The sequence below is a fragment of the Pseudoduganella aquatica genome, assembly GCF_009857595.1.
Taxonomy (GTDB): Bacteria; Pseudomonadota; Gammaproteobacteria; order Burkholderiales; family Burkholderiaceae_D; genus Rugamonas; species Rugamonas aquatica_A.
The window spans coordinates 292,857-318,510 of record NZ_WWCU01000001.1 but is presented as its reverse complement, the minus strand read 5'-3'; the positions used below and the strand labels follow the sequence as shown (position 1 = coordinate 318,510).

At 64.6% G+C, this 25,654-nt stretch carries 21 protein-coding genes; 10 read left to right on the top strand and 11 right to left on the bottom strand.

Annotation, left to right across the window (positions count from 1 at the left end; genetic code table 11):
- The first annotated feature begins 82 nt into the window (after positions 1 to 82).
- A complete protein-coding gene (locus GTP77_RS01505) occupies positions 83 to 325 on the top strand; it encodes an AbrB/MazE/SpoVT family DNA-binding domain-containing protein (RefSeq protein ID WP_161070385.1) in 243 nt (80 codons plus the stop codon).
- Positions 322 to 663 (top strand): endoribonuclease MazF, encoded by a 342-nt coding sequence (gene mazF / locus GTP77_RS01500; protein ID WP_371869308.1) that lies wholly within the window; start codon positions 322 to 324, stop codon positions 661 to 663. Before GTP77_RS01505 ends, mazF begins: the two co-directional genes overlap by 4 nt.
- Positions 664 to 729: 66 nt before the next feature.
- On the opposite strand, the gene GTP77_RS01495 is transcribed toward mazF, so the two are convergent.
- The 7 genes from GTP77_RS01495 to GTP77_RS01465 form a co-directional block, all read right to left on the bottom strand.
- The gene (locus GTP77_RS01495) at positions 730 to 2,193 is read right to left on the bottom strand and encodes a glutamate synthase subunit beta (protein WP_161070384.1); all 1,464 of its coding nucleotides are present in this window, start codon (positions 2,191 to 2,193) and stop codon (positions 730 to 732) included.
- Positions 2,194 to 2,217: 24 nt separating this feature from the next.
- Positions 2,218 to 6,939: a glutamate synthase-related protein gene (locus GTP77_RS01490; RefSeq protein ID WP_161070383.1), complete on the bottom strand. Its 4,722-nt coding sequence runs from the start codon at positions 6,937 to 6,939 to the stop codon at positions 2,218 to 2,220.
- A 132-nt stretch (positions 6,940 to 7,071) separates the two neighbouring features.
- Positions 7,072 to 7,782: a transposase gene (locus tag GTP77_RS01485; RefSeq protein ID WP_161070382.1), complete on the bottom strand. Its 711-nt coding sequence runs from the start codon at positions 7,780 to 7,782 to the stop codon at positions 7,072 to 7,074.
- Positions 7,783 to 7,886: 104 nt separating this feature from the next.
- A complete protein-coding gene (locus GTP77_RS01480) occupies positions 7,887 to 9,470 on the bottom strand; it encodes a methyl-accepting chemotaxis protein (protein WP_161070381.1) in 1,584 nt (527 codons plus the stop codon).
- A 133-nt stretch (positions 9,471 to 9,603) separates the two neighbouring features.
- Positions 9,604 to 10,284 carry a response regulator transcription factor gene (locus tag GTP77_RS01475; RefSeq protein ID WP_161070380.1) on the bottom strand — a complete coding sequence of 227 codons (681 nt, stop codon included), beginning with the start codon at positions 10,282 to 10,284 and terminating at the stop codon, positions 9,604 to 9,606.
- 90 nt (positions 10,285 to 10,374) lie between these two features.
- Positions 10,375 to 11,418 carry a PAS domain-containing sensor histidine kinase gene (locus GTP77_RS01470; protein WP_161070379.1) on the bottom strand — a complete coding sequence of 348 codons (1,044 nt, stop codon included), beginning with the start codon at positions 11,416 to 11,418 and terminating at the stop codon, positions 10,375 to 10,377.
- A gap of 3 nt (positions 11,419 to 11,421) precedes the next feature.
- On the bottom strand, positions 11,422 to 14,550 hold the full coding sequence (locus GTP77_RS01465; RefSeq protein WP_161070378.1) for a DEAD/DEAH box helicase: 3,129 nt from the start codon (positions 14,548 to 14,550) through the stop codon (positions 11,422 to 11,424).
- Between the two features lie 187 nt (positions 14,551 to 14,737).
- Between GTP77_RS01465 and GTP77_RS01460 the strand changes: the two genes are divergently transcribed.
- On the top strand, positions 14,738 to 17,086 hold the full coding sequence (locus tag GTP77_RS01460) for a Tex family protein (RefSeq protein WP_161070377.1): 2,349 nt from the start codon (positions 14,738 to 14,740) through the stop codon (positions 17,084 to 17,086).
- A 5-nt stretch (positions 17,087 to 17,091) separates the two neighbouring features.
- Here the strand turns inward: GTP77_RS01460 and GTP77_RS01455 are convergent, their stop codons facing one another.
- Positions 17,092 to 17,634, bottom strand: coding sequence for a DUF2812 domain-containing protein (locus tag GTP77_RS01455; RefSeq protein WP_161070376.1), 543 nt, complete (start codon positions 17,632 to 17,634; stop codon positions 17,092 to 17,094).
- On the bottom strand, positions 17,631 to 17,966 hold the full coding sequence (locus tag GTP77_RS01450; RefSeq protein ID WP_161070375.1) for a PadR family transcriptional regulator: 336 nt from the start codon (positions 17,964 to 17,966) through the stop codon (positions 17,631 to 17,633). The genes GTP77_RS01455 and GTP77_RS01450 overlap by 4 nt, the downstream gene beginning before the upstream one ends.
- Before the next feature lie 146 nt (positions 17,967 to 18,112).
- Here GTP77_RS01450 and grxD point away from each other — a divergent pair, with 146 nt between their 5' ends.
- Together grxD and GTP77_RS01440 are read left to right on the top strand one after the other, a co-directional pair.
- Positions 18,113 to 18,424, top strand: a complete 312-nt coding sequence (gene grxD, locus GTP77_RS01445; RefSeq protein ID WP_132134412.1) for a Grx4 family monothiol glutaredoxin — start codon at positions 18,113 to 18,115, stop codon at positions 18,422 to 18,424.
- On the top strand, positions 18,417 to 18,995 hold the full coding sequence (locus GTP77_RS01440) for a UbiX family flavin prenyltransferase (protein WP_161070374.1): 579 nt from the start codon (positions 18,417 to 18,419) through the stop codon (positions 18,993 to 18,995). The genes grxD and GTP77_RS01440 overlap by 8 nt, the downstream gene beginning before the upstream one ends.
- Before the next feature lie 6 nt (positions 18,996 to 19,001).
- Here GTP77_RS01440 and GTP77_RS30160 read toward each other — a convergent pair whose 3' ends face one another.
- Together GTP77_RS30160 and GTP77_RS01435 are read right to left on the bottom strand one after the other, a co-directional pair.
- Positions 19,002 to 19,169 (bottom strand): hypothetical protein, encoded by a 168-nt coding sequence (locus tag GTP77_RS30160; RefSeq protein WP_187358569.1) that lies wholly within the window; start codon positions 19,167 to 19,169, stop codon positions 19,002 to 19,004.
- Between the two features lie 189 nt (positions 19,170 to 19,358).
- Positions 19,359 to 19,766: a hypothetical protein gene (locus tag GTP77_RS01435; RefSeq protein ID WP_187358568.1), complete on the bottom strand. Its 408-nt coding sequence runs from the start codon at positions 19,764 to 19,766 to the stop codon at positions 19,359 to 19,361.
- Between the two features lie 377 nt (positions 19,767 to 20,143).
- On the opposite strand from GTP77_RS01435, the gene GTP77_RS01430 reads away from it, so the two are divergent.
- The 5 genes from GTP77_RS01430 (at position 20,144) to GTP77_RS01410 (ending at position 25,553) form a co-directional block, all read left to right on the top strand.
- Positions 20,144 to 20,542, top strand: a complete 399-nt coding sequence (locus GTP77_RS01430; RefSeq protein ID WP_161070373.1) for a MerR family transcriptional regulator — start codon at positions 20,144 to 20,146, stop codon at positions 20,540 to 20,542.
- Between the two features lie 69 nt (positions 20,543 to 20,611).
- A complete protein-coding gene (locus GTP77_RS01425; protein ID WP_161070372.1) occupies positions 20,612 to 21,796 on the top strand; it encodes an isovaleryl-CoA dehydrogenase in 1,185 nt (394 codons plus the stop codon).
- 34 nt (positions 21,797 to 21,830) lie between these two features.
- The gene (gene aceK / locus GTP77_RS01420) at positions 21,831 to 23,663 is read left to right on the top strand and encodes a bifunctional isocitrate dehydrogenase kinase/phosphatase (RefSeq protein WP_161070483.1); all 1,833 of its coding nucleotides are present in this window, start codon (positions 21,831 to 21,833) and stop codon (positions 23,661 to 23,663) included.
- A complete protein-coding gene (locus tag GTP77_RS01415; protein WP_161070371.1) occupies positions 23,656 to 24,855 on the top strand; it encodes an acetyl-CoA C-acyltransferase in 1,200 nt (399 codons plus the stop codon). The genes aceK and GTP77_RS01415 overlap by 8 nt, the downstream gene beginning before the upstream one ends.
- A gap of 2 nt (positions 24,856 to 24,857) precedes the next feature.
- Positions 24,858 to 25,553, top strand: a complete 696-nt coding sequence (locus GTP77_RS01410; protein WP_161070370.1) for an SDR family oxidoreductase — start codon at positions 24,858 to 24,860, stop codon at positions 25,551 to 25,553.
- Positions 25,554 to 25,654: the final 101 nt, after the last annotated feature.

Sequence of the window (25,654 nt, the reverse complement as noted above, 5' to 3'; positions counted from 1 at the left end):
AGCAACAGCGAGCGCTGTTTGATCTCGCTGCGGCCATGGCCTACACTGAAGTATCTACATCTGTTTCTACAGGAGCGATGCCATGGCAAGGCAAGTACTCAAGAAGTGGGGCAACAGCACGGCGGTCCGGTTGCCCGCAGCGGTGATGGAAGCCGCCAATCTGGCAGTCGACCAAGCCGTTGACGTGCGCGCTGAGCATGGGCGCGTCATTATCGAAGCGGCGGCGCCCATCTATCTGCTTGATGACCTGCTTGAAGGCATCACGCCGGAAAACCGCCACGGCGAGGTCGATACCGGCGCGCCGCAAGGCAAAGAGCTGCTGTGACCGGCACCGCCTACGTCCCGGACGAAGGCGACATCGTCTGGATGAACTTCACCCCGCAAAGCGGCCACGAACAGGCCGGCCGCCGCCCTGCCGTCGTCCTGTCGCCAAAATCCTACAATCTGCGCGCCGGCTTGCTGGTCTGCGTGCCGGTCACCAGTCAAATCAAAGGCTATCCATTTGAAGTCGCCCTGACCGGCATGGGCGCAACCGGCGCCGCACTGGCGGACCAGGTAAAAAACGTGGACTGGCAGACCCGCAAGGCGGAACATAAAGGCAAGGCCAGCGCCGCCGAGATGGGCCAGATCCGCGCCAAAATCAAAACCCTGCTGCGGCTATAAAAAAAACCGGAGCCAACGAGGATCGCCCGTCGTGCTCCGGTGGGAGTGAAAACCACTACTTGGGAATCAGCGCGGCAGGTCGGACGAGCCCATCAGGAATTCGTCGACTGCGCGGGCGCACTGGCGGCCTTCGCGGATGGCCCAGACCACCAGGGACTGGCCACGGCGCATGTCGCCCGCTGCGAACACTTTCGGGACCGAGGTCTTGTAGCTGTTGTCGCCCTCGGTGGCGGCCTTGGCGTTGCCGCGCGCATCCTTGTCGACGCTGAAGGCGTCCAGGATGTTCTGCACCGGCGACACGAAGCCCATGGCCAGGAACACCAGGTCGGCCTTCATTTCAAATTCGGAATTCGGCACTTCGGTCATCTTGCCGTCCTTCCACTCCACACGGCAGGCGATCAGCTTCTCGACCTTGCCGCCCTTGCCTTCCAGGCGCTTGGTGGCCACCGCCCAGTCGCGCTCGCAGCCTTCGTCGTGCGAGGACGAGGTGCGCAGCTTGGTCGGCCAGTATGGCCAGACCAGGGGCTTGTTTTCCTGCTCGGGCGGCATGGGCATCAGCTCGAACTGGTTCACCGAGGCTGCGCCCTGGCGGTTGGAGGTGCCCACGCAATCGGAACCGGTGTCGCCGCCGCCGATCACCACCACGTGCTTGCCGGTGGCCTTGATCTGGTCTTTCACCTTGTCGCCGGCGTTGACCTTGTTCTGCTGCGGCAGGAAGTCCATGGCGAAATGCACGCCCTTGAGCTCGCGGCCAGGCACCGGCAGGTCGCGCGGCTGCTCCGCGCCGCCGGCCAGGATGACGGCGTCGAATTCTTTTTCCAGGTCTTCAGGGAAGATGGTTTCCTTGGCCCAGTTGTTGACGTTGGCCGGGAAGTCCTTGCCGATCAGCACGCTGGTGCGGAAGGTCACGCCTTCGGCTTGCATCTGCTCGACGCGGCGGTCGATATGCGACTTTTCCATCTTGAAGTCGGGAATGCCGTAGCGCAGCAGGCCGCCGATGCGGTCGCTCTTTTCGAACACCGTCACGGCATGGCCCACGCGCGCCAGCTGCTGGGCAGCGGCCAGGCCGGCAGGACCGGAACCGACCACGGCCACCTTCTTGCCGGTCTTGAAGCCGGCCGGCTGGGGAACAACCCAGCCGTGCGCCCAGCCTTCGTCGATGATCTTGTGCTCGATCGACTTGATGCCGACCGGATCGTCGCTGATGCCCAGGGTACAGGCCGATTCGCACGGCGCCGGGCAGATGCGGCCGGTGAACTCGGGGAAGTTGTTGGTCGAGTGCAGCACGTCCAGCGCGTCGCGGTAGTTGCCGCGATAAACCAGGTCATTCCAGTCCGGAATGATGTTGTTGACCGGGCAGCCGTTGTTGCAGAACGGGATGCCGCAGTCCATGCAGCGCGCGCCCTGCACTTTGGCCTGGTCGTTGCTCAGGTGGAGCACGAATTCCTTGTAGTTTTTCAGGCGCGCCTCGGGAGCCAGATAGCTCTCTTCCTGACGCTTGAATTCCATGAAGCCGGTGATTTTACCCACGATGTTTCCTTATTCTTGTCCAGATCAGGCAGCGATGGCCTGGGTTTCCATTTCCAGGGCTGCGTTCTCAGCCATCTCGATCAGCGCGCGCTTGTACTCGTTCGGGAACACTTTCACGAACTTGGCGCGGCCTTCGGCCCAGTTGTCGAGCAACAGGCGGGCACGGGTGCTGCCGGTGTGCTTGAAGTGGCGCTCGATCAGGCGCTTGAGGATGACCTCGTCCGCCTCGGCCTCGCCGTCGCGGTGCTGCGCGTGCCAGGTCTTCTGGTCCAGCTTCTGCTCGGAGGCAGGCAGCACGGCTTCCAGGCTGACCATGGACGGGTTGCACTTCTGCGCGAAATCGCCGTCCGGATCGTACACATAGGCGATGCCGCCCGACATGCCCGCCGCGAAGTTGCGGCCGGTGGCGCCCAGCACCACCACGGTGCCGCCGGTCATGTATTCGCAGCCGTGGTCGCCCACGCCTTCGACCACCGTGGTGGCGCCGGAGTTGCGCACCGCGAAGCGTTCACCGGCCACGCCGTTGAAGAAGGCTTCGCCGGCAATCGCGCCGTACAGCACGGTGTTGCCAATGATGATGTTGTTCACGGCCCAGCCGCGGAACTCGGTGTTTGGACGCACGATGATGCGGCCGCCCGACAAGCCCTTGCCCACGTAGTCGTTGCCCTCGCCCACCAGGTCCAGCGTAATGCCGTGCGCCAGGAAGGCGGCGGCGGACTGGCCGGCCGTGCCTTGCAGCTGGATGTGGATGGTGTCGTCCGGCAGGCCGGCGTGGCCGTAGCGCTTGGCCACTTCGCCCGACAGCATGGTGCCCACGGTGCGGTTCAGGTTCTTCACCGGCGAGATGAAGGACACGCGTTCGCCCTTCTCCAGCGCGGCCTTGGCTTGCGCGATCAGCTTGTGGTCCAGCGCCTTGTCCAGGCCGTGGTCCTGGTCTTCCACGTGGCGGATGGCCTGGTTGTTCTGCACTTGCGGCTGGTAGAAGATGTTGCTGAAGTCCAGGCCCTGCGCCTTCCAGTGCGTGATGGCTTTGGACTTGTCCAGCAGGTCGACGCGGCCGATCAGCTCGTCGTAGCTGCGGATGCCCAGCTGGGCCATCAGCTGGCGCGCTTCTTCGGCAACGAAGAAGAAGTAGTTCACCACGTACTCGGGCTTGCCCTGGAACTTGGCGCGCAGCACGGGATCCTGCGTGGCCACGCCCACCGGGCAGGTGTTCAGGTGGCATTTGCGCATCATGATGCAGCCTTCCACCACCAGCGGCGCGGTGGCGAAGCCGATCTCGTCGGCGCCCAGCATGGCGGCGATGACCACGTCGCGGCCGGTACGCATCTGGCCGTCGGCCTGGACGCGGATGCGGCTGCGCAGGCCGTTCAGCACCAGCGTCTGCTGGGTTTCAGCCAGGCCCAGCTCCCATGGGGTGCCGGCGTGCTTGACCGAGGACAGCGGCGAAGCGCCGGTGCCGCCGTCATGGCCAGCGACGACCACGTGGTCGGCCTTGGCCTTGGTCACGCCCGCGGCAACGGTGCCGATACCGACTTCCGACACCAGCTTGACCGAGATCGACGCGCGCGGATTGACGTTCTTCAGGTCGTGGATCAGCTGTGCCAGATCTTCGATCGAGTAGATGTCGTGGTGCGGCGGCGGCGAAATCAGGCCCACGCCCGGCACCGAGAAGCGCAGCTGGGCGATGTATTCCGACACTTTATGGCCCGGCAGCTGGCCGCCCTCGCCCGGCTTGGCGCCCTGCGCCATCTTGATCTGGATCTGGTCGGCCGAGTTCAGGTACTCGGCGGTAACGCCGAAGCGGCCCGACGCCACCTGCTTGATGCGCGAACGCATGGAGTCGCCTTCCTGCAGCGGAATGTCGACCACGATCTGCTCTTTGCCCACCACGGACGCCATGGTTTCGCCCTGCTTGATCGGGATGCCCTTCAGTTCGCGGGTGTAGCGCGCCGGATCCTCGCCGCCTTCGCCGGTGTTCGACTTGCCGCCGATGCGGTTCATCGCCACGGCCAGCGTGGCGTGCGCTTCGGTCGAGATCGAGCCCAGCGACATGGCGCCGGTGGCGAAGCGCTTGACGATTTCCTTGGCCGGCTCCACTTCGTCCAGCGGGATGGCTTTGGTCGGGTCCAGCTTGAACTCGAACAGGCCGCGCAGCGTCAGGTGGCGCTTGGTCTGGTCGTTGATGATTTGCGCGTACTCTTTATAGGTCGAGTAGCTGTTCGAGCGGGTCGAGTGCTGCAGCTTGGCGATCGCGTCCGGGGTCCACAGGTGGTCTTCGCCGCGGATGCGGAAGGCGTATTCGCCGCCCGCGTCCAGCGCTTCCTTCAGCAGCGGATCGTTGCCGAAGGCCAGGTTGTGCAGGCGCAGCGCTTCTTCCGCCACTTCGAACACGCCGATGCCTTCCACGTTGGAGGCGGTGCCCTTGAAGTATTTGTCCACCAGCGACTTGTTCAGGCCGATAGCCTCGAAGATCTGCGCGCCGCAGTAGGACATATAGGTCGAGATGCCCATCTTGGACATGACCTTCATCAGGCCCTTGCCGATGGCCTTGGTGTAGTTGTAGATGGCTTGCTCGCCGGACAGGTCGCCCGACATTTCGTGCGCCAGCTCCATCAGCGTTTCCATCGCCAGGTAGGGATGGACGGCTTCCGCGCCGTAGCCTGCCAGCAGCGCGAAGTGGTGGGTCTCGCGGGCCGAGCCGGTTTCCACCACCAGGCCGGTCGAGGCGCGCAGGCCTTTCGACACCAGGTGCTGATGGATGGTGGAGGTGGCCAGCAGCGCCGGGATCGCCACGCGGTCCGGGCCGACGGAGCGGTCCGACACGATGAGGATGTTGTGGCCGGATTTCACCGCGTCCACGGCTTCCGCGCACAGCGAGGCCAGGCAGGCTTCCACGCCTTCCTTGCCCCAGGCCAGCGGATAGCAGATGTTCAGCTCATAGGACTTGAACTTGCCGCCGGTATGCAGGGAGATGCCGCGCAGGCGGGCCATGTCGTCGAAGCCCAGGATGGGCTGCGACACTTCCAGGCGCATGGGCGGGTTCACGTTGTTGGTGTCCAGCAGGTTCGGTTTCGGGCCGATGAAGGACACCAGCGACATCACCATGGCTTCGCGGATCGGGTCGATCGGCGGGTTGGTCACCTGAGCGAACAGCTGCTTGAAGTAGTTGTACAGCGGCTTGAGCTTGTTGGACATGACGGCCAGCGGCGAGTCATTGCCCATGGAGCCGGTGGCTTCCTCGCCGGCGGCGGCCATGGGCGCCATCAGGAAGCGCAGGTCTTCCTGGGTGTAGCCGAAGGCTTGCTGGCGGTCCAGCACGGACGCGACGGCCTTCTCGCCCGGCGCGGCGCTGTACTTGATGCGGTTGTGCGCCTGCTGGCTTTCGCTCAGCTTGATTTCATTGAGCTTGATGCGCACCGCGTTGATCCAGGCTTTGTAGGGCTTGGCGTTGGCGTAGGTGTCTTTCAGCTCTTTGTCGTCGATGATGCGGCCGGCTTCCAGGTCGATCAGGAACATCTTGCCCGGCTGCAAACGCCATTTCTGGATGATTTTCGACTCGGGAATCGGCAGCACGCCGGATTCCGAAGCCATGACCACCAGATCGTCGTCGGTGATGATGTAGCGCGCAGGACGCAGGCCATTCCGGTCCAGCGTGCCGCCGATGTAGCGGCCGTCGGTGAAGGCCATGGCGGCCGGGCCGTCCCATGGTTCCATCATGGCCGCGTGGTATTCGTAGAAGGCCTTGCGGTTGTCGTCCATCAGGGTGTGGTTTTCCCACGCCTCGGGGATCATCATCATCATCGCTTGCGCCAGCGGGTAGCCCGCCATCAGCAGCAGTTCCAGCGCGTTGTCGAAGCAGGCGGTGTCCGACTGGCCTTCATAGATCAGCGGGAACAGCTTCTGCAGGTCTTCGCCCAGCACGGCCGACTTCATCACGCCTTCGCGGGCGCGCATCCAGTTGAAGTTGCCCTTGACGGTGTTGATCTCGCCGTTGTGGGCGATCAGGCGGTAAGGGTGGGCCAGCGGCCATTCCGGGAAGGTGTTGGTGGAGAAACGCTGGTGCACCAGCGCCAGCGCCGAGATGCAGCGCGGATCCTGCAGGTCTTTATAGTAGACGCCCACCTGGTCGGCCAGCAGCAGGCCTTTGTAGACCACGGTGCGGGCCGACATCGACGGCACGAAGAATTCCTTGCCGTGGATCAGTTTCAGCGCCTGGATGGCGTGGCCGGACGATTTGCGGATCACATACAGTTTGCGCTCCAGCGCGTCGGTGACCATGATGTCCGGGCCGCGGCCGATGAAGATCTGGCGGATGATGGGTTCCTTGGCGCGCACGGTGGGCGACATCGGCATGTCGTAGTCCACCGGCACATTGCGCCAGCCCAGCACGACCTGGCCTTCGATGCGCACGGCGCGCTCGATTTCCTGTTCGCAAGCGATGCGGGACGCGTTTTCCTTGGGCAGGAAGACCATGCCCACGCCGTATTCGCCTGGCGGCGGCAGTTCCACGCCCTGCTTGGCCATTTCGTCGCGGTAGTACTGGTCCGGGATCTGGATCAGGATGCCGGCGCCGTCGCCCATCAGCGCATCCGCGCCGACCGCACCCCGGTGGTCCAGGTTCTTCAGGATCAGCAGACCCTGTTCCACGATCGAGTGGCTCTTATTGCCCTTGATGTGGGCGACAAAACCGACGCCGCAGGCATCATGTTCATTGGCTGGGTCGTACAAACCTTGCGAAATCATGCGTTTCTCCACTGCTGATAACTATCGAAAGCTCAGAGTAGTGCAATGCACAAAAAAACTCAACAAGAACAATTAGGGTCGGAGTCGAATTAAATTACCATGCCTTCTTTTAAAAATTAATTAGGGACACAGTCAATCCTCGCTCTCGGCAGGCACGGTTTTCTTGAACGGGCGGCCGCGCTTGGCGGGCAATACCTGGCGTTTGACGCGGTTTTGCAGCTCGGTCTTGAAGCGCTCCGAACCCAGCGGCCAGCCTTTGAGCACGGCCCCCTCCACAATGGCGATCTGCTCGGCCGACAGGTCGGCGCCCGCCAGCTCCCGGTAGGCGGCTTCGCGCTGGAAGGGGGTATTTCCCAGCGCCCAGTACAGGGCATGGTCGGTCACCACCGGATCGGAGCGCACGCCGGTGTGGTGGGCGTAGCTGGACCAGGGATAGTCCTCCGGCCGCCCCGCCAGCCCGCAGCGCACCGGCAGGAACTCGATATAGCGGCTATTGCTCATCAAATAGGTCTCGGCGTCGATGACCGAGGTTTTGTAGCGGCCCTGCCACAGCGTGCCGGAGCGGCCGTATTTCTGGTTGAAGTAGGGCACGTAGTAGCGGCCTATCCACTGCATCATCAGGCCCAGGCCGTCCTCGTCGCAGGGCGTGAGCAGGAAATGCAGCTCGTTCGGCGTCAATACATAGGCGTGCACGGCCACTTTCCAGTTTTTGGCGGCGCTGCGCAGCCAGCCGAGGAAGGCCGTGTAGTCGTCGGCGTCCTGGAACATGGCCTGGCCGTTCAGGCCGCGCTGGACCACGTGGTGGGGCTGGAAAGGGACGATAAGGCGGGGTAAGCGGGCCATAACAAGCAGGAAGGTAGTATTGGAAGCCCGATACTACCGCATTCCCTCCACTATGTCCCCATTTATTCCGCCACGCGGAAAAATCGGCTCGACTCTGTCCCTTTTTATGAAGGCACGGCCAGGGCGCGCTGGCGGGACGGCTGCCCGGCCAGCCGGAACACGCTCACGGCATAGGCCAGCGCCTGGCTCTGGTCCTGCAGGGCGGCGGCGGCGGCGGCGGCTTCCTCGACCAGGGCGGCGTTCTGCTGCGTCACCTGGTCCATTTGCGAAATGGCGCGGTTGATCTGCTCGATGCCGCTGGTCTGCTCCACACTGGCGGCCGTGATCTCGCCGATGATGTCGCTCACGCGCTGCACGTTGACCACGATTTCCTCCATGGTGCTGCCGGCCTGGTTCACCAGCCGCGCCCCGGTGGACACTTTTTCCACCGAATCGCCTATCAGCACCTTGATTTCGCGCGCCGCCGCCGCGCTGCGCTGGGCCAGATTGCGCACCTCGGAGGCCACCACGGCGAAGCCGCGGCCCTGCTCGCCGGCGCGGGCCGCTTCCACCGCCGCGTTCAAGGCCAGGATATTGGTCTGGAAAGCGATGCCGTCGATGACGGCGATGATGTCGACGATTTTGTGCGCGGACGCGTTGATCAAGCCCATGGTGTCGACCACCTGGCTGACCACTGCGCCGCCGCGCTGCGCCACGTCCGAGGCGGACAGCGCCAGCGTGTGGGCCTGGCGCGAATTGTCGCCGTTCTGCTTGACGGTGGCGGTCAGCTCCTCCATGGAGGAAGCGGTCTGCTGCAGCGAACTGGCTTGCTGCTCGGTGCGCGCCGACAGGTCCAGGTTGCCGCTGGCGATCTCGCCGGACGCGGTGGCGATGGTCTCGGTGCCGCCGCGCACCTGGCCGACGATGCGCACCAGGCTGGCGTTCATGTCCTTCAGCGCCTGCAGCAACTGGCCGGTTTCGTCGCGGCTGGCGACCGCGATATCGCTGCTCAGGTCGCCGGCCGCCACGGTTTGCGCCACGCGCACCGCCTGCCCCAGCGGCGCCGTGATCGAACGCGTCAGCATGACGGCGAACCAGCTGCCCAGCAGCAGCACGCCGCCGGCCGTGACCAGCAGGAACAGGCGGCCGTCGCGGAACTGCTGCTGCACCTGGGCCGCCAGCACGCGGCCGACCCCGGCCTCGTGCTGGCCGATGCGCTCGACGGCCTCCTGGTAAGCCGCGAACTGCGGCTCCAGCTGGCTCTCGACCATGCTGCGGGCGCCGTCGGCGTCGCCGCCCTTTTTAAGGGCGAACACCGCGTCGCGGGTGGCGGCGTAGCGCTTGCGCACCACCGCCACGGCCTCGAGCAGGCGCAATTCCTCGCCGCTGGACAGCAGGGGCTCCAATTGCTTCTGGATGGCGTTGACGCGCGCGCGGGTGGCGGCGGCCTTATCGGCTTCGGCCTTCGATTCCACCTGCTCGGTATTGCGCGCAAAGGCGATGACGCGCACGCCGCTGACGCTGATCAGGTTGTGCCACTCGGCGGTCAGGCGCTCCTTGAGCATGGCGCTGCCGACCATCTCCTCGCTCAGCTGCCCCACCGTCTGCAGGCGCCAGATGCCCGCCGCCGCCATCAACAGCATCATCAGCATGACGACGCCAAAGCCGCCGCCGAGGCGCGTACCGATTTTCAGATTCCGTAGTTTCATCACACCCGTCTCCCGTGAGGACGCGCCGCAACCACACCCGGACCACAGGCGGCGCCTGGAAACCCATAGTAGATGAAAAGTGACTACTGGAAACTATCGAAATGTCACGCCGCGCATCGGCGGCGTCACATACTCAGGAGAGATTGAAGCTGGCGGACAAGCTGTAGCCTTCGCCGTAGGCGCTGCGCAGGGGCAGGTCCTCGCCCAGGCCGCTGCGCGCCTTCTTGCGCAGGCGGTACACCAGCATGTCCACGCGGCGGCCGGCGTCCGGATCGTCGCCGCCTATGCCGGCCACGATGACCTGGCGCGGCACCGGACGGGTGTTAATCGTCAGCAGGTGCAGGAAGTTGCACTCTTTTTCAGTCAGCGTGATGGCCTGGCCCTGCAGCTCCAGCAGGCGGGCGCTGACTTTCAGCGTCCACTTGTTGATCACGGGCGCGGGCTCTTGCGGGCCGACGCGGCGGTCCAGCGCCTCGATATGGGCGGCCAGTTCCGGGAACTTGATGGGCTTGGTCAGATAATGGTCGGCGCCCAGGCGCAGGCCCAGGATGCGGTTGTCGAAGGCCACGCGGCCGGTCAGCACCAGCAGGCCGATGTGCGGGTATAGCTGGCGCATGCGCGGAATGACGTTGAAGCCGTCCTCGTCGGGCAGGCCCAGGTCGAGCACCACCACGCCAACGTTGCCTTGGCTGAGGGCCGACCACATGTCGCCGGCGTTGTTGGTGATGTGGACTTCGTGTTCAAGCTCAGTCAGGAACTCCGCCATTTCTTCGGCGTAGTCCAGATTGTCTTCCACGATCAGTATTTGCGTCATTGATGCGCCAATCTCAAAATGGTTGCAAGCCGAAGCTTGCGTGCGAGAATTATCACGGTTGCAATCGCGCGGCGCAAGGTTTTTCCCGGCTCACGCCGGTACAGGCAGCCAAATCCGAAATTTCTTGCCGCTTTCAGCAAAATTTTCCACTGTCAGCGTGCCGCCATGGACTTCCACCACCGCGCGCGCCATGTACAAGCCCAGGCCGGAGCCCGGCGTGCCGGCGGCGTCACGGCCACGGAAGCCCTTCTCGAACAGCTTACCGACTTCGTCCTCCGGTATGCCAGCCCCCAGGTCCGATACCGACAACTCTATGCCGCCTTCTGTTGCTTTTTTGCCGACAAGCGTTATCTCGCAGCCATCTTCCGTGTATTTAATAGCATTGTCGAGCAAGATATCGAGCACCAGGCGCATGCCGGCGGGATCGCAGCGCATCCACTGCGGCAGGCCCTGGTCCACCACGCGGACGGTGGCGCGGCGCGGACTGGCCTGCTCGGCGGCATTCTCCAGCAGCGCCAGCGGCGACACCTCGTTCGGCTGGCGTTTGCGGCCTATGCTGGCCATGCGCTCGGGCGACAGGTATTCGTCCAGCATGCCCAGCAGGCGGTCGACCGCCGACTGGATCTTGGTGTAGCGCTTGCGGGTGGCCTCGTCGTGGTGCGCGCCCGTCATCTCCAGGCGCTGGATGGCGCCGTCTATGGTGGACAGCGGGGTGCGGAACTCGTGCGACAGCATGGAGGCGAACTTCTTCTGCTGCGCCTGCCAGTCCCGGCGCTCGCTCACGTCGCGCACCGAGCCGGCCAGCGCGATGGGGCTGCCGACCGGGTCCAGCACCAGCGCGGACTCGATTTCCACCGGGATCAGATGGCCGTCCGCGTGCGGCAGGTCCAGCTCGCGCGTGACGCGCACGCGGCTGCGCTCGCCGGCGGCAAAGCGCTCCAGGCGCAGCGGCAGGTCGTGCACCAGCTGGTCCGACAGCGCCTGTACCTGCTCGAGCGTGTAGCCGAAGCGGCGCCCGGCCGCCGGACTCAGGTACTGGATGCGGCCGTGGCTGCCGTCCCGCAGGTCCAGCAGGAAGTGGACTTCGCTGCTGTGGTCGAGTATGAGTTTGTGCAGTTCGCCGGCGCTGTCCATGGCCTAGTCCGCCAGCGGTGCGAAGATCTGCTGCAGGTCTTCCTGCGTCAGCGCCATCTTCTGCGATTCGCCCTCGGCCAGGATGGATTGCGCCAGGTCGGACTTTTTCTGCTGCAGCACCTGGATCTTCTCCTCCAGCGTGCCTTTGGCGATCAGCTTGTACACGAACACCGGCTTGTCCTGCCCGATGCGCCAGGCGCGGTCGGTGGCCTGGTTCTCGGCCGCCGGGTTCCACCACGGGTCGTAGTGGATAACGGTGTCGGCCGCCGTCAGGTTCAGGCCCACGCCGCCGGCTTTCAGGCTGATCAGGAAGATCGGCACCGCGCCCTGCTGGAAGGCGGCCACCTGGGCGCTGCGGTCCTTGGTCTCGCCGGTCAGCAGCGCATACGGGATGTCGCGCAGCTCGAGCTCCTCCTCGATCAGCTCCAGCATCGAGGTGAACTGCGAAAACACCAGGATCTTGCGGTCTTCTTCCAGCAAATCCTCCACCATCTGCATCAAATCGGTCAGCTTGGCCGAACCGGCGGTCTGCTTTTTCGACGGCAGCGACTTCACCAGGCGCGGGTCGCAGCACACCTGGCGCAGCTTGAGCAGCGCTTCCAAAATGACGATCTGGCTGCGCGCCACGCCCTTGCGGTCGATTTCCTCGCGCACTTTCTGGTCCATGGCCAGGCGCACGGTCTCGTACAGGTCGCGCTGGGCGCCGGTCAGCTCCACCTTGCGCACCATCTCGGTCTTGGCCGGCAGTTCCTTGGCCACATTGTCCTTGGTACGGCGCAGCAGGAAAGGCTTGATGCGGCGGTTCAGCAGCGCGCGGCGCTGCGGATCGTCCTGGCGCTCGATGGGGTGGCGGAACTGGGCGTTGAACGATTTCTCGTCGCCCAGCAGGCCTGGCAGCAGGAAATGGAATTGCGACCACAGCTCGCCCAGGTGGTTCTCCAGCGGCGTGCCGGACAGGCACAGCCGGTGCCTGGCCTTCAGCAGGCCGGCGCTCTGGGCCGCCTTGGAGCGGGTGTTCTTGATGTAGTGCGACTCGTCCAGGATCACCATGTGGAATTCCTGCTCGCGCAGCTTTTCCTCGTCGCGCGGCAGCAGCGCGTAGGTGGTCAGCACCAGGTCGGACTGCTGGATCTGCTCGAACTGCTGCATGCGGTCCTTGCCTTGCAGCAGCAGCACGCGCAGGTCCGGCGCGAAGCGCGCGGCCTCGTCCTGCCAGTTGCCCATCAGGCTGGTCGGCGCGATGACCAGCACCGGATGCGTCAGCCGGCCGGCCTCTTTTTCCACCAGGATGTGGGCCAGGGTCTGCACCGTCTTGCCCAGGCCCATGTCGTCGGCCAGGATGCCGGCCAGGTTGTATTCGCGCAGGAACTGCATCCATGCCAGGCCGTCGGCCTGGTAATCGCGCAGCGTGGCGCGCAGTCCAGCCGGAGTGGGCACTCGCTTCACCGTGGTGAACTGGTTCAGCTTGCGGCCCATGTCGCGCAATTCCTCGCCGCCGGTCCACTCGAAGTCGACGCTGCGGGCCAGCTCGTCCAGGCGGGCCGCGTCCAGCGTGGCCATGTGGACGGCATGCTTGATCTTGTCGTTGAAGTACAGCTCGCCCAGCGTTGCCAGGATGGGCTTGACCCGGTTCCACGGCAGCGCCACGCGGGTGCCGTCGGGCAGCGTGGCCAGCATCTGGTCTTCCTCGGCATGGCCGGCCAGCGTCTTCAGGCTGAAGTCCAGCGGGGCGTTGCGTATCATGTGCACCAGCACCGGCAGCAGCGGAATGCGCTCGCCGTCGACCGTGATGCCCAGTTCCAGGTCGAACCAGGCGTTGCCGCCGTCGGCCTCGTCCGGCTCCACCTCGGCGTACCAGCCGTCCACCGCGCTCACGTCATAGCGGTACTTGGCCGATTTTTCCACCTGCCAGCCCTGGGCCAGCAACTCGTCCACGCCGTCGGCGGCGAAGCGCAGCCAGTCGGCCTGGCCGGCCAGCAACAGGCCGCCGCGCACGCTCGACAGCGGCAGCGCGCCGGGCTTGCGGAAGCCGAGCGCGTTCAAGGTGGCCAGGGCGTCCGCCTCGGCCTGCTCGTCGCGCTGTATCACCTCGGTGACCTCGCCGCGCTGGCGCACCACGCGCTGCGAGGGGTCGAAGGAGACGCGCTCGCCGTCGTAGTCATAGGACAGCACCGCGTAGTCGTGCCAGCGCTGGGTGCTGCCGTCCGACAGCATGGCCGCGTCCAGCACCAGGATGGGGCGCGGCTTGACGTCCTGGCGGATGCGCTGCGGCAGCGGCTGCGGCAGCGGCATCAGCTGCTGCAGGCCGTGGGCCAGCAGCAGCTGGGACACGCGCAGTTTGTCGTTACTGGTGAGCAATGGCGCCTGCGCCACCAGCGCCTGCAGCTCGGCCAGCGGAATCTCGGCGCCGCCCTGGTTCAGGAACAGCTCGCCGCACGACAGGTTGTCGATATACCACGGCGGTTCGGTCGGCAGCATGTAGTCGATCTGGTCGGCGCCGTGGTGGCGCGCGCCCTCGGGCGGCTCCACCGCCCAGCCCAGGCGCAGGCCCTTGCCCTCCTCGCGCCACGCCAGGTTGGCCTGGCGCAGGGGGCCGAACTTCATCGGATAGACCAGGCCGTTGCCCACGTCGGCCCAGGAATTGGCCCACAGCAGCTTGTCCTGCTCGGCCAGCATGGTCAGCAGGGCCGCGCCTATCTTGCCGCGCGGCTCGGTGGCGGTGCCGGTCTGGGAATTCGGGCCGCTGCGCATGGCAACGAAGAAACGTATCAAATCGTCATCGCCGGCCGCCAGGAAGCTGGGCGGGGCCGACAGCAGCGAGAACACTTCGCTCACCGGGGTGGCGGCGGCCACGTCGCCGTTAGGCCGCAGGCGCGCCTTGTACAGGCACAGCGCCACGTGGCGGCCGCCGCTGGTGGGCGCCAGCACGTAAATCAGTTTGTACTGGGGCTGCGCCTGCTTGGGATCGGGTTCGGCGGCCAGCAGCTTGGCTTTCGGATGCGCAGCAGCGTCCACCCGCTGCAGCCAGGTGGCCACGGCATAGGGCAGCTGCGGAGCAGGCGCCGATGCCGGAGCGGGGGCCGGGGCGGGAGCGGTGGGGGTTTCGCGGGTTTCGTCGCGGGTCAAATCCATAGTGCGCATTATCTGTACAAATATTACTGATCGATGACGGTTTGAAGGCGGTTCAAAAACTGCAACATGCAATATTATCCGGTTTAGCCGAACTCTTGTTTGTGTTTCTTCCAACATAGGGCGTAGCATTTGGCGCATGGGCCGGGTTTGAGTATGATTCCGGCCTGGTCACCACAGGAATCCGCTCATGCTGCCTACCATCGAACAACGCCTTGCCATCGAACTGGCCGCCAAGCCGGCCCAGGTTGCCGCCGCCGTCGCCCTGCTGGACGAAGGCGCCACCGTGCCCTTTATCGCGCGCTACCGCAAGGAAGCCACCGGCGGCCTGGACGATATCCAGCTGCGCCTGCTGGAGGAGCGCCTGCGCTATCTGCGCGAGCTGGAGGACCGCCGCGCCGCCATCGTGGCCTCGATCACCGAGCAGAACAAAATGACGCCGGCCCTGCTGGACGCCGTCATGCACGCCGAGGACAAGACCCGCCTGGAAGACTTGTATCTTCCCTACAAGCAAAAACGCCGCACCAAGGCCCAGATCGCCATCGAAGCGGGCCTGATGCCGCTGGCCGACGCCCTGCTGGCCAACCCGGAACTGACGCCTGAAACGGAAGCCGCCGCCTATCTGCGCGAGCCGTTCACCACGCCGGACGGCAACAATCCGGGCGTGGCCGACACCAAGGCGGCGCTGGACGGCGCGCGCCAGGTGCTGATGGAGCGCTTCGCCGAGGACGCCACGCTGCTGCAGTCGCTGCGCGAATATGTGACCGATCACGGTATAGTTGAGTCCAAAGTCGTGGAAGGCAAGCAGGAGGAAGGCGAAAAATTCGCCGATTACTTCGACTACTCGGAAACCATAGGCACCGTGCCCTCGCACCGCGCCCTGGCGCTGCTGCGCGGCCGCCGCGAAGGCATTCTGGATGTGACCCTGCGCCTGGACACGGAAGCCGAGAAACCGAAGTGGGACGCGCCGCACAATCCCTGCGAAAGCCGCATCTCGGCCCGTTTCGGCATCAAGAACGCCGGCCGCCCGGCCGACAAATGGCTGGCCGACACGGCGCGCTGGACCTGGCGCGTGAAGAGCTTTATGCACCTGGAAAGCGAACTGATGGGCGCGCTGCGCGAACGTGCCGAGACCGACGCCATCAATGTCTTCGCCACCAACCTGAAAGCCCTGCTGCTGGCGGCCCCGGCCGGCCAGCGCGCCACCATGGGCCTGGACCCCGGCCTGCGCACCGGCGTGAAGGTGGCCGTGGTCGATTCCACCGGCAAAGTCGTCGAACATGCCACCATCTACCCGCATCAGCCGCGCAACGACTGGGATGGCGCCTTGCATACGCTGAGCAAGCTGGCCGCCAAGCACAATGTGTCGCTGATCTCCATCGGCAACGGCACCGCCTCGCGCGAAACCGACAAATTGGCGCAGGATCTGATCAAGATGCTGCCGGAACAGAAGCTGACCAAGATCGTCGTGTCCGAAGCGGGCGCGTCGGTGTACTCGGCCTCCGAATTCGCCTCGCGCGAGCTGCCGGACCTGGACGTGTCCATCCGCGGCGCCGTGTCGATTGCGCGCCGACTGCAGGACCCGCTGGCCGAGCTGGTGAAGATCGACCCGAAATCCATCGGCGTGGGCCAGTACCAGCACGACGTGAGCCAGTCCCAGCTGGCGCGCTCGCTGGACGCCGTGGTGGAGGACTGCGTGAACGCGGTGGGCGTGGACGTCAACACGGCCTCGGCGCCGCTGCTGGCGCGCGTGTCCGGCCTGTCGGCCAGCGTGGCGCAAAGCATCGTCACCTACCGCGACAGCAAGGGCGCTTTCACCTCGCGCGCCGGCCTGAAGAACGTGCCGCGCCTGGGCGACAAGACCTTTGAACAGGCGGCCGGCTTCCTGCGCGTGGTGGGCGGCGACAACCCGCTGGACGCCTCGGCGGTGCACCCGGAATCCTACCCGCTGGTGGAAAAAATCCTGGGCGATATCAAGAAAGACATCAAGGGCGTGATCGGCGACAGCGGCCTGATCAAGTCGCTGAACCCGGCCAAGTACGCGGACGACAAATTCGGCGTGCCGACCGTGACCGACATCCTGAAGGAACTGGAAAAGCCCGGCCGCGACCCGCGCCCCGAGTTCACCACCGCCACCTTTAAAGACGGCGTGGAGGAAATCAGCGATCTGCGTCCGGATATGATTTTGGAAGGCGTGGTCACCAACGTGGCCGCCTTCGGCGCCTTCGTCGACATCGGCGTGCACCAGGACGGCCTGGTGCACATCTCCGCGCTGTCCAACACCTTCGTGAAAGACCCGCACACGGTGGTGAAAGCCGGCCAGGTGGTGAAGGTGAAAGTGCTGGAAGTCGACCCCAAGCGCAAGCGCATCGCGCTGACCATGCGGCTGAGCGACAGCGCGCCGGCCGCCGGCAGCAAGCCCGAGCAGCGCGCCGACCGCGGCGACCGCCGCGCCATGGGGCAGCAGCAGAAGAACCAAAGCCGCGAACCGGCGATCGCCGGCTCCATGGCCGCCGCCTTCGCCAAGCTGCGCGGCTAGGCGCTTTACAGGCGCTTGAGCGCAGCCATGCGCAGGCCGAGCTTGATGCAGCCGAACAGGCATAGCAGCGCGGCGGCGGCGCCCACCCACAGCGCCGCCAGGGCGGTGCCCTGGAAGGCGGCGTCCTGGCCGGCCAGCGCCGCCAGATAGTTGCGGTGGGAAGCGATCATCGGCACTTGCGCAATCAGCGCCAGGCCCAGCGGCAGCAGGATGCGGCCGTTCCTGGCCAGCTTGCCGGCCGTGTCGGTGAAGATTTCGGGCGTCGCGCCCGGCTGGCGCGCCTTGCGCCAGCAGTGCCAGCCCACCGTGCTGGCCACGTGCTCCCAGCCCGCGTCTCGGAACAGCTGCAGGTAGTCCGGCGTGCCCTTCCGCACGTCCCAGCGGTAGACCATGTCGGCCGGCGCGCCGCGCACAAAGGTGTGCATGCCGATGGCGTTGGTGTCGCGCAGGTGCAGGCCCTCGCGCGCCATCTGCTCCAGCCACTGCTGGTGCTCCTCGTCCTGCCACACGAACCACAGTTTGTACTTCCGTACGATGCTTGCGCTCATTTCGTCTCCCCAGCCGCGTCCAGCAATGCGCGTGCATTGCCCACCATGATTTCCAGGCGCCGCACCTGCTCCGCCAGCACGGCCCTGCCCAGTTCCGTCAGCGCGTACACCTTGCGCCGCTCCTCCTCCGCCACCTTGACGATCAGCGCCTGCTTTTCCAGGGTGCCGAACACGCCGTACAGCGTGCCCGGCCCCAGCGTGACGCTGCCGCCGCTCATCGCTTCCACCTTCTGCATGATGGCGTAGCCGTGCAAAGGTTCGTTGAGCGCCAGCATCACGTAGAAAGTCGCTTCCGACAGGGGCAGATACTTCGAATAATGAATGTCCGGCATCGCCAGTCCTTGTATCGTATTTCGCTATATCGACTATCGATATAGCGATTAACGACATAATAGCGCGGAATTTCGCCGTGTCAAGCACGCGGGGGCCGCATTTCTTATAAAATGTCGGCATCTATTCAATTTCCCCCGAGGCAGCAATGAGCGACGTACAAACCTGGATCAAAGAAACCGTGACCAACACGCCTGTGGTCCTGTTCATGAAGGGCACCGCCCAGTTCCCGCAGTGCGGCTTTTCCGGCCGCGCCATCCAGATCCTGAAAGCTTGCGGCGTGGAGAATATCGCCACCGTGAACGTGCTGGACGATCCTGAAGTCCGCCAGGGCATCAAGGAATACTCGAACTGGCCTACCATTCCGCAGCTCTACGTGAAGGGCGAGTTCATCGGCGGTTCGGACATCATGAACGAGATGTTTGAGTCGGGCGAACTGAAGGCCCTGCTGGATGCCTGATCGCCGGCGGCGGCTGGTCATCGCCATCACCGGCGCCACGGGCGCCGTGTATGGGGTGCGGCTGCTGCAAGTGTTGAAGGAATTGCCCCAGGTGGAGTCCCACCTGGTGGTATCGGACGCGGCCGTGCTGACCCTGCACCAGGAAACCGGCTTGCAGCGCAAGGAAGTGGAGGCGCTGGCCGACGTGGTGCACAAGCAGCACAATATCGGCGCGTCCATCGCCAGCGGGTCTTTCCAGTCGGATGGGATGATAGTCGCGCCATGCTCGATGAAGACGCTGGCGTCGGTGGCGCACGGCCTGTCGGACAATCTGATCGCGCGCGCGGCGGACGTGGTGCTCAAGGAGCGCCGCCGCCTGGTGCTGATGGTGCGCGAAACGCCGTTCAACCTGGCGCACCTGCGCAATATGACGGCCGTCACTGAAATGGGCGGCATTATCTTCCCGCCCCTGCCCAGTTTCTATCACCAGCCGCAGAGCATCGCCGACATGGTGGACCACACGGTGGCCCGCGTGCTCGACCTGTTCGGCCTGGAACACCAGCTGGCGCCGCGCTGGGGCGGCTTGAGCTAGCCTGCTTTAACTCTTCTCGAAGCTGCCGCTGGCACGCTTCAATTCCCTCGCTTCTTCCAGCATGCGCCGCTGCGCGATGCGCTTACGCATCAGTTCGGCATGGCGGGCGGCCGTCATCGGCGGGGCGGTCATCAGGTCTTTCAGCTGCGCTACATTGCTGTAGTTGTTTCTCATCAAGCGGCTCAATCCGGACTCCTGAAATAGCGCGTGCATTGCGCAGCCCTATTGTGCACCAATTCCGTTTCGAAACTGTGACAATTCGCTATCGGAGCCCGAACATTCGGTGGAAACGCACGGATACGCTTGATTGTGGCACACTCGTTCTTTAATTTATGAATCTATCAAGAACGGCGCGCCGTTTTGTTACTTTTGGTAGTTCACCCGCACCAGCATGCGAATAAATTCACGCGCGATCTGGCGGTGATGCTCGTCCAGGCGCTGCAAATCGGCGATCAGTTTCACGTCGGCCGACTCGAAACGGGACAGGCCGCTGCCGCTGTCGCTGGCGGGGGCCGCCGCTTCCGGGCCGCCGAAACGCAGCCAGTCGGCCGGCACACCCAGCCATTGGGCGATCATGCGCAGCTTTTCCTGAGTGGGGATGGCTTCGCCAACCAGCCATTTGCGCGCTGCGTGCACCGTTATGGGGCGTCCGTCAAAACGAATGTTAAATTCGCGGGCCAGACGGGTTGGGCTGTCGGGAGAGTAGTGGGCGTTTTTCAGAGCCTGCTGCAAGCGCTGGCTAAAACTTTCGCGTTCGTTAGAAGAATTCATAGTTGCACTATTTCATATCATGCAATGAAAGTCAGTCTCTCGACATGTCAGACGAACTGTGTCAACAGAGAACTTGAAATTTAACATTGCTCATTCATTGGCGCCAGGGGCGCCCGCATATTGTCCAAATTTAATTTGTGATAACGAATGATACGGCAAATTGAATTTAGACGTTGAATTTATAGATTGAACGTTCGTTCGACACGGATCTTACCCGGTCTTGGCGCTTGCTTTGTAACATATCATGACGACACGCGATTTAGGCCGTCGCACGATACGCCATAAGCAGTCGTCAATTGCCACCGACTGTACGTGCCGCGATGGGCTACAATGTATTTGACGTTACGTAAACGGAAGTTGAAGCCGATTTTATTAAAATGCCAACCTACACCATCACCGAACTGGCCCGCGAATTCGACATCACGGCGCGCGCCATCCGCTTTTACGAAGACCAGGGCCTGCTGAGCCCCTCGCGCGAAGGCGCCGGCGGCCGCAACCGCGTCTACACGCCGCGCGACCGCACCCGCCTCAAGCTGACGCTGCGCGGCAAGCGCCTCGGCCTGTCGCTGTCCGAAATCAAGAGCCTGGTCGACATGTATGAGTCGCCCAAGGACACCAGCGCCCAGATGCACCGTTTCCTGGGCGTGCTGAACCAGCACCGCGTGACGCTGGAACAGCAGCGCGAGGACATCGAAATGGCGCTGTCCGAGCTGACCGCCCACGAGGACGAATGCCGGCGCCTGCTGGCCGCCATCACGGAACCCCAGGCCACTTGACGTTTACGTTAACGTCACATCGGCGTATCATGGGCGCTTCACCACTCCAACCAGAAGAATGAGGACGACATGCTCCATCTCCCAGGCCTGACCTTTGACCACGGCGAAGACATCGCCGCCCTGCGCTCCGCCGTGCAGGAGTTCGCCGCCGCCGAAATCGCGCCGCGCGCCGCCGAGATCGACCGCAGCGACCAGTTCCCCATGGACCTGTGGCGCAAGATGGGCGACCTGGGCCTGCTGGGCATCACCGTGGGCGAGGAATACGGCGGCGCCAATATGGGCTACCTGGCCCATATCGTGGCGATGGAGGAGATTTCGCGCGCGTCCGCCTCGGTGGGCCTGTCCTACGGCGCGCATTCCAATCTGTGCGTGAACCAGATCAAGCGCAACGGCACCGAAGAGCAGAAGCAGAAATACCTGCCCAGGCTGATCTCGGGCGAGCACGTGGGCGCGCTGGCCATGTCCGAGCCGAACGCCGGTTCCGACGTGGTGAGCATGAAACTGCGCGCCGACTGGAAGGGCGACCGCTGGGTGCTGAACGGCACCAAGATGTGGATCACCAACGGCCCCGACGCGGACGTGCTGGTGGTGTACGCCAAGAACGACCTGGAAGCCGGCCCGCGCGGCATGACGGCCTTCCTGATCGAAAAAGGCTTCAAGGGCTTCTCGGTGGCGCAGAAACTGGACAAGCTGGGCATGCGCGGTTCGCACACCGGCGAGCTGGTGTTCGAGGACTGCGAAGTGCCGGCCGAGAACGTGCTGGGCGGCCTGGGCAAGGGCGTGAACGTGCTGATGTCCGGCCTGGACTTCGAGCGCACCGTGCTGTCCGGCGGCCCGCTGGGCATCATGCAGGCCTGCATGGACGCCGTCGTGCCCTACATCCACGACCGCAAGCAGTTCGGCCAGCCTATCGGCGAATTCCAGCTGATGCAGGGCAAGCTCGCCGATATGTACTCGACCATGATGGCCTGCAAGGCCTATGTCTACGCCGTGGGCCAGGCCTGCGACCGCGCCAAGTCGCCGGAAGCGGTGCGCCAGCTGCGCAAGGACGCCGCCGGCGCCATCCTGTACAGCGCCGAGAAAGCCACCTGGATGGCCGGCGAGGCGATCCAGACCCTGGGCGGCAACGGCTACATCAACGAGTATCCGGTCGGCCGTTTGTGGCGCGACGCCAAGCTGTACGAGATCGGCGCGGGCACCAGCGAAATCCGCCGCATGCTGATCGGCCGCGAACTGTTCGCGGAAACCAAGTAAGCTGCCAGAGCGCGATGTTGCCGGCCCGTCCATGATGAACCAGGCTGCATTCCCGAAACTGCTGTCTTCCCAGATAGCGTTCGACATCGCGCTCACCATCCGCGACGGCTTCGACAAGCATTACCGCCTGTTCCGCGCCACCAGCCAGCAGGCCAAGCTGCATTTCGAGCGCGGCGAATGGAAAGTGGCGCAGCAGGCGGCGCGCGAGCGCATCGGCTTCTACGACAAGCGGGTGCAGGAGTGCGTGCACATGCTGGAGGACGAGTACGCGCCGGAAGACCTGACCGACGAGGTGTGGCGCGAATGCAAGCTGCACTTTATCGGCCTGCTGTCCGGCCACAAGCAGCCGGAGCTGGCCGAGACCTTCTTCAACTCGGTGTGCTGCAACATCCTGCACCGCAGCTATTTCCACAACGAGTTCATCTTTGTGCGGCCGGTGGTGTCCACCGAGTACATCGAAACCGAGGAAGCGGCGCCCACCTACCGCATGTACTACCCCGGCACGGACGGCCTGAGCGGCACGCTGCGGCGCATCGTCACCGACTTCAGCCTGGACGCGCGCTTCGCCAACCTGGACCGCGACGTGGAACAGGTCGAAGCCCGCCTGCGCCAGCTGTTCGGCGCCGAGGCGCTGGAGCCCAACCACCAGATCCAGGTGCTGTCCAAGCTGTTCTTCCGCAACAAGGGCGCCTACATCGTCGGCAAGGGCATCAACGGGGCGCGCGAATATCCCTTCGTGGTGCCCATCCTGCACAACCGCAACGGCGAGCTGATACTGGACACCGTGCTGTTCGACCAGGAGCAGATCATCATCCTGTTCTCGTTCACGCGCGCCTACTTCATGGTGGACATGGAAGTGCCGTCGGCCTATGTGCAGTTCATCCGCACCCTGCTGCCGCGCAAGCCGCGCAGCGAGATCTACACCATCCTCGGCCTGCAGAAGCAGGGCAAGACGCTGTTCTACCGCGACTACCTGCAGCACCTCAAGCATTCGTCCGACCAGTTCGGCGCGGCGCCCGGCATACGCGGCCTGGTGATGCTGGTGTTCGCGCTGCCGTCCTTCCCCTATGTGTTCAAGCTGATCAAGGATTTCTTCCCGGCGCCCAAGGACACCACGCGCGCGCTGGTGAAGGAAAAATACCTGCTGGTGAAGCACCACGACCGCGTGGGCCGCATGGCCGACACGCTGGAGTACTCCAACGTGGCCTTCCCGCGCCACCGCATGAAGGAGGAGCTGATCGCCGAGATCCGCCAGCACGCGCCGTCGCTGCTGGAGGAGGACGGTAACAACATCGTCATCAAGCACCTGTACATCGAGCGCCGCATGGTGCCGCTCAATATCTGGCTGACGCACGCCGAGCAGCAGGGCGACGACGCCCGCATCGAGCACGGCGTGCTGGAATACGGCAACGCCATCAAGGAGCTGGTGGCGGCCAATATCTTCCCCGGCGACATGCTGTACAAGAACTTCGGCGTGACCCGCCACAAGCGCGTGGTGTTCTACGATTACGACGAAATCGAGTACATCACCGACTGCAATTTCCGCGACATCCCCGAGGCCCGCACCGAGGAGGAGGAGATGGCGGCCGAGCCGTGGTACCACGTCGGCCCGCACGACGTGTTCCCCGAGCAGTTCGGCCGCTTCTTGCTGGGCAACGCGAAGATCCGCAAGTATTTCATGCTGCACCACGCCGACCTGTTCACGCGCGAGTTCTGGCAGCGGCGCAAGGAGCGCATCCAGGCCGGCATCGTGGAAGACGTATTCCCCTATCCGCAGCACATCCGTTTTTCTTATCAGGGCACCCCTGCCATCCCATCCGCGGCGCATGTTGCGCCGACCTTACTGGAGACCAGTGAAAATGAATGATTCTATCGTTATCGTGGGCGCAGCCCGCACCCCCATGGGCGCCTTCCAGGGCGACTTCTCGGCCAAGAGCGCGCACGACCTGGGCGCGGTCGCCATCCAGGCCGCCGTCGAGCGTTCCGGCGTGGCGCCTGCCGCCGTCGAACACGTCTACTTCGGCAACTGCCTGATGGCGGGCCAGGGCCAGGCGCCTGCGCGCCAGGCGCTGCTGAAAGCGGGCCTGCCCACGTCCACCGGCGCGGTCACGCTGTCGAAAATGTGCGGCTCGGCCATGCAGGCCGCCATCTACGCCTATGACGCGCTGGCGGCCGGCAGCGCCGACGTGATCGTGGCGGGCGGCATGGAGTCCATGACCAACGCGCCCTACCTCATTCCCAAGGCGCGCGGCGGCTACCGCATCGGCCACGGCATGATGTTCGACCACATGATGTACGACGGCCTGGAAGACGCCTACTCGCGCAACGACAAGACCGGCGAAGGCCGCTCCATGGGCACTTTCGCCGAAGAGTGCTCGGCCAAGTACCAGTTCTCGCGCGAAGAGCAGGACGCCTTCGCCATCGAATCGGTCAAGCGCGCGCAGGCCGCCACCAATGAGGGCTGGTTCAAGTGGGAAATGGCGCCGGTCACCGTGACCAGCCGCGCAGGCGACACCGTGATTGAAAAAGACGAAGGTCCGCTGAAAGCCAAGATCGACAAGATCCCGACGCTGCGCACCGCCTTCAAGAAGGACGGCACCATCACCGCCGCCTCGTCCTCGTCCATCAACGACGGCGCCGCCGCGCTGGTGATGATGCGCGAATCGACCGCCAAGGCGCAGGGCCTGACCCCGATCGCCAAGGTGCTGGGCCACGCCACCAACGCGCTGGCGCCGGACCAGTTCACGGTGGCCCCGATCGGCGCCATCGAGAAGCTGTTCAAGAAGACCGGCTGGAGCGCCAGGGACGTGGACCTGTTCGAGATCAACGAAGCCTTCGCGGCCGTGCCCATGGCCGCCATGCGCGACCTGGACATCCCGCACAGCAAGGTGAACGTGCACGGCGGCGCCTGCGCGCTGGGCCACCCTATCGGCGCTTCCGGCGCGCGCATCGTGGTCACGCTGATCGGCGCGCTCAAGCGCACCGGCGGCAAGCGCGGCGTGGCGGCGCTGTGCATAGGCGGCGGCGAAGCCACCGCCATGGCCATCGAGCTGGTGTAAGCATGCCGGCCGTACTCATTATCGGCGCTTCGCGCGGCATAGGCCACGAGCTGGCGCGCCAGTACCTGGCGGACGGCTGGCGCGTGATCGCCACCGCCCGCAAGCCGGACGACGTCGCGGAGCTGTCCGGCATGGGTGCGGAAACGCACACGCTGGACGTGACCGATGTGGAAGCGGTGGCCGGCCTGGGCTGGAAGCTGGACGGCGAGCAGCTGGACGTGGCCATCCTGAACGCGGGCGTGTACGGCCCGCGCCATGACGGCTTTCCGGTCCAGACCGACTTCGACATGGTGATGCACACCAATGTGCTGGCGGCGATGTGGCTGCTGCCCATCCTGGCGCCGCTGGTGTGCGCCGCAGGGAAGCGAACTGCGGGCAAGCCGGCCGGCGGCAAGCTGGCGGTGCTGTCCTCGCGCATGGGCTCCCTGGCGGAACGCGGCAGCGCGGGCGGCTCGCTGTACCGCGCCAGCAAGGCGGCGCTGAACTCCGTGCTGATCGACACCGCGCTCACCTTCGGCAACAAGGGCTGCACCTGCGTGGCCCTGCATCCGGGCTGGGTGCGCACCGAGATGGGCGGCGGCGGCGCGGACATCGCCGTTGAAGAAAGCGCCAGCGGCATCCGCCACACGCTCGATACGCTGCAGGGCTCCACGCAAGCCGTGTTCCGCAATTACGATGGCACGCCTATCGCCTGGTAGCACGCATGGCGGGTTACGGCGTGCCGCCTAACCCGCCCTACGCTTTCTCCACATTCAACAACCAATATGTAGGGCGGGTTAGCGCGCAGCGCGTAACCCGC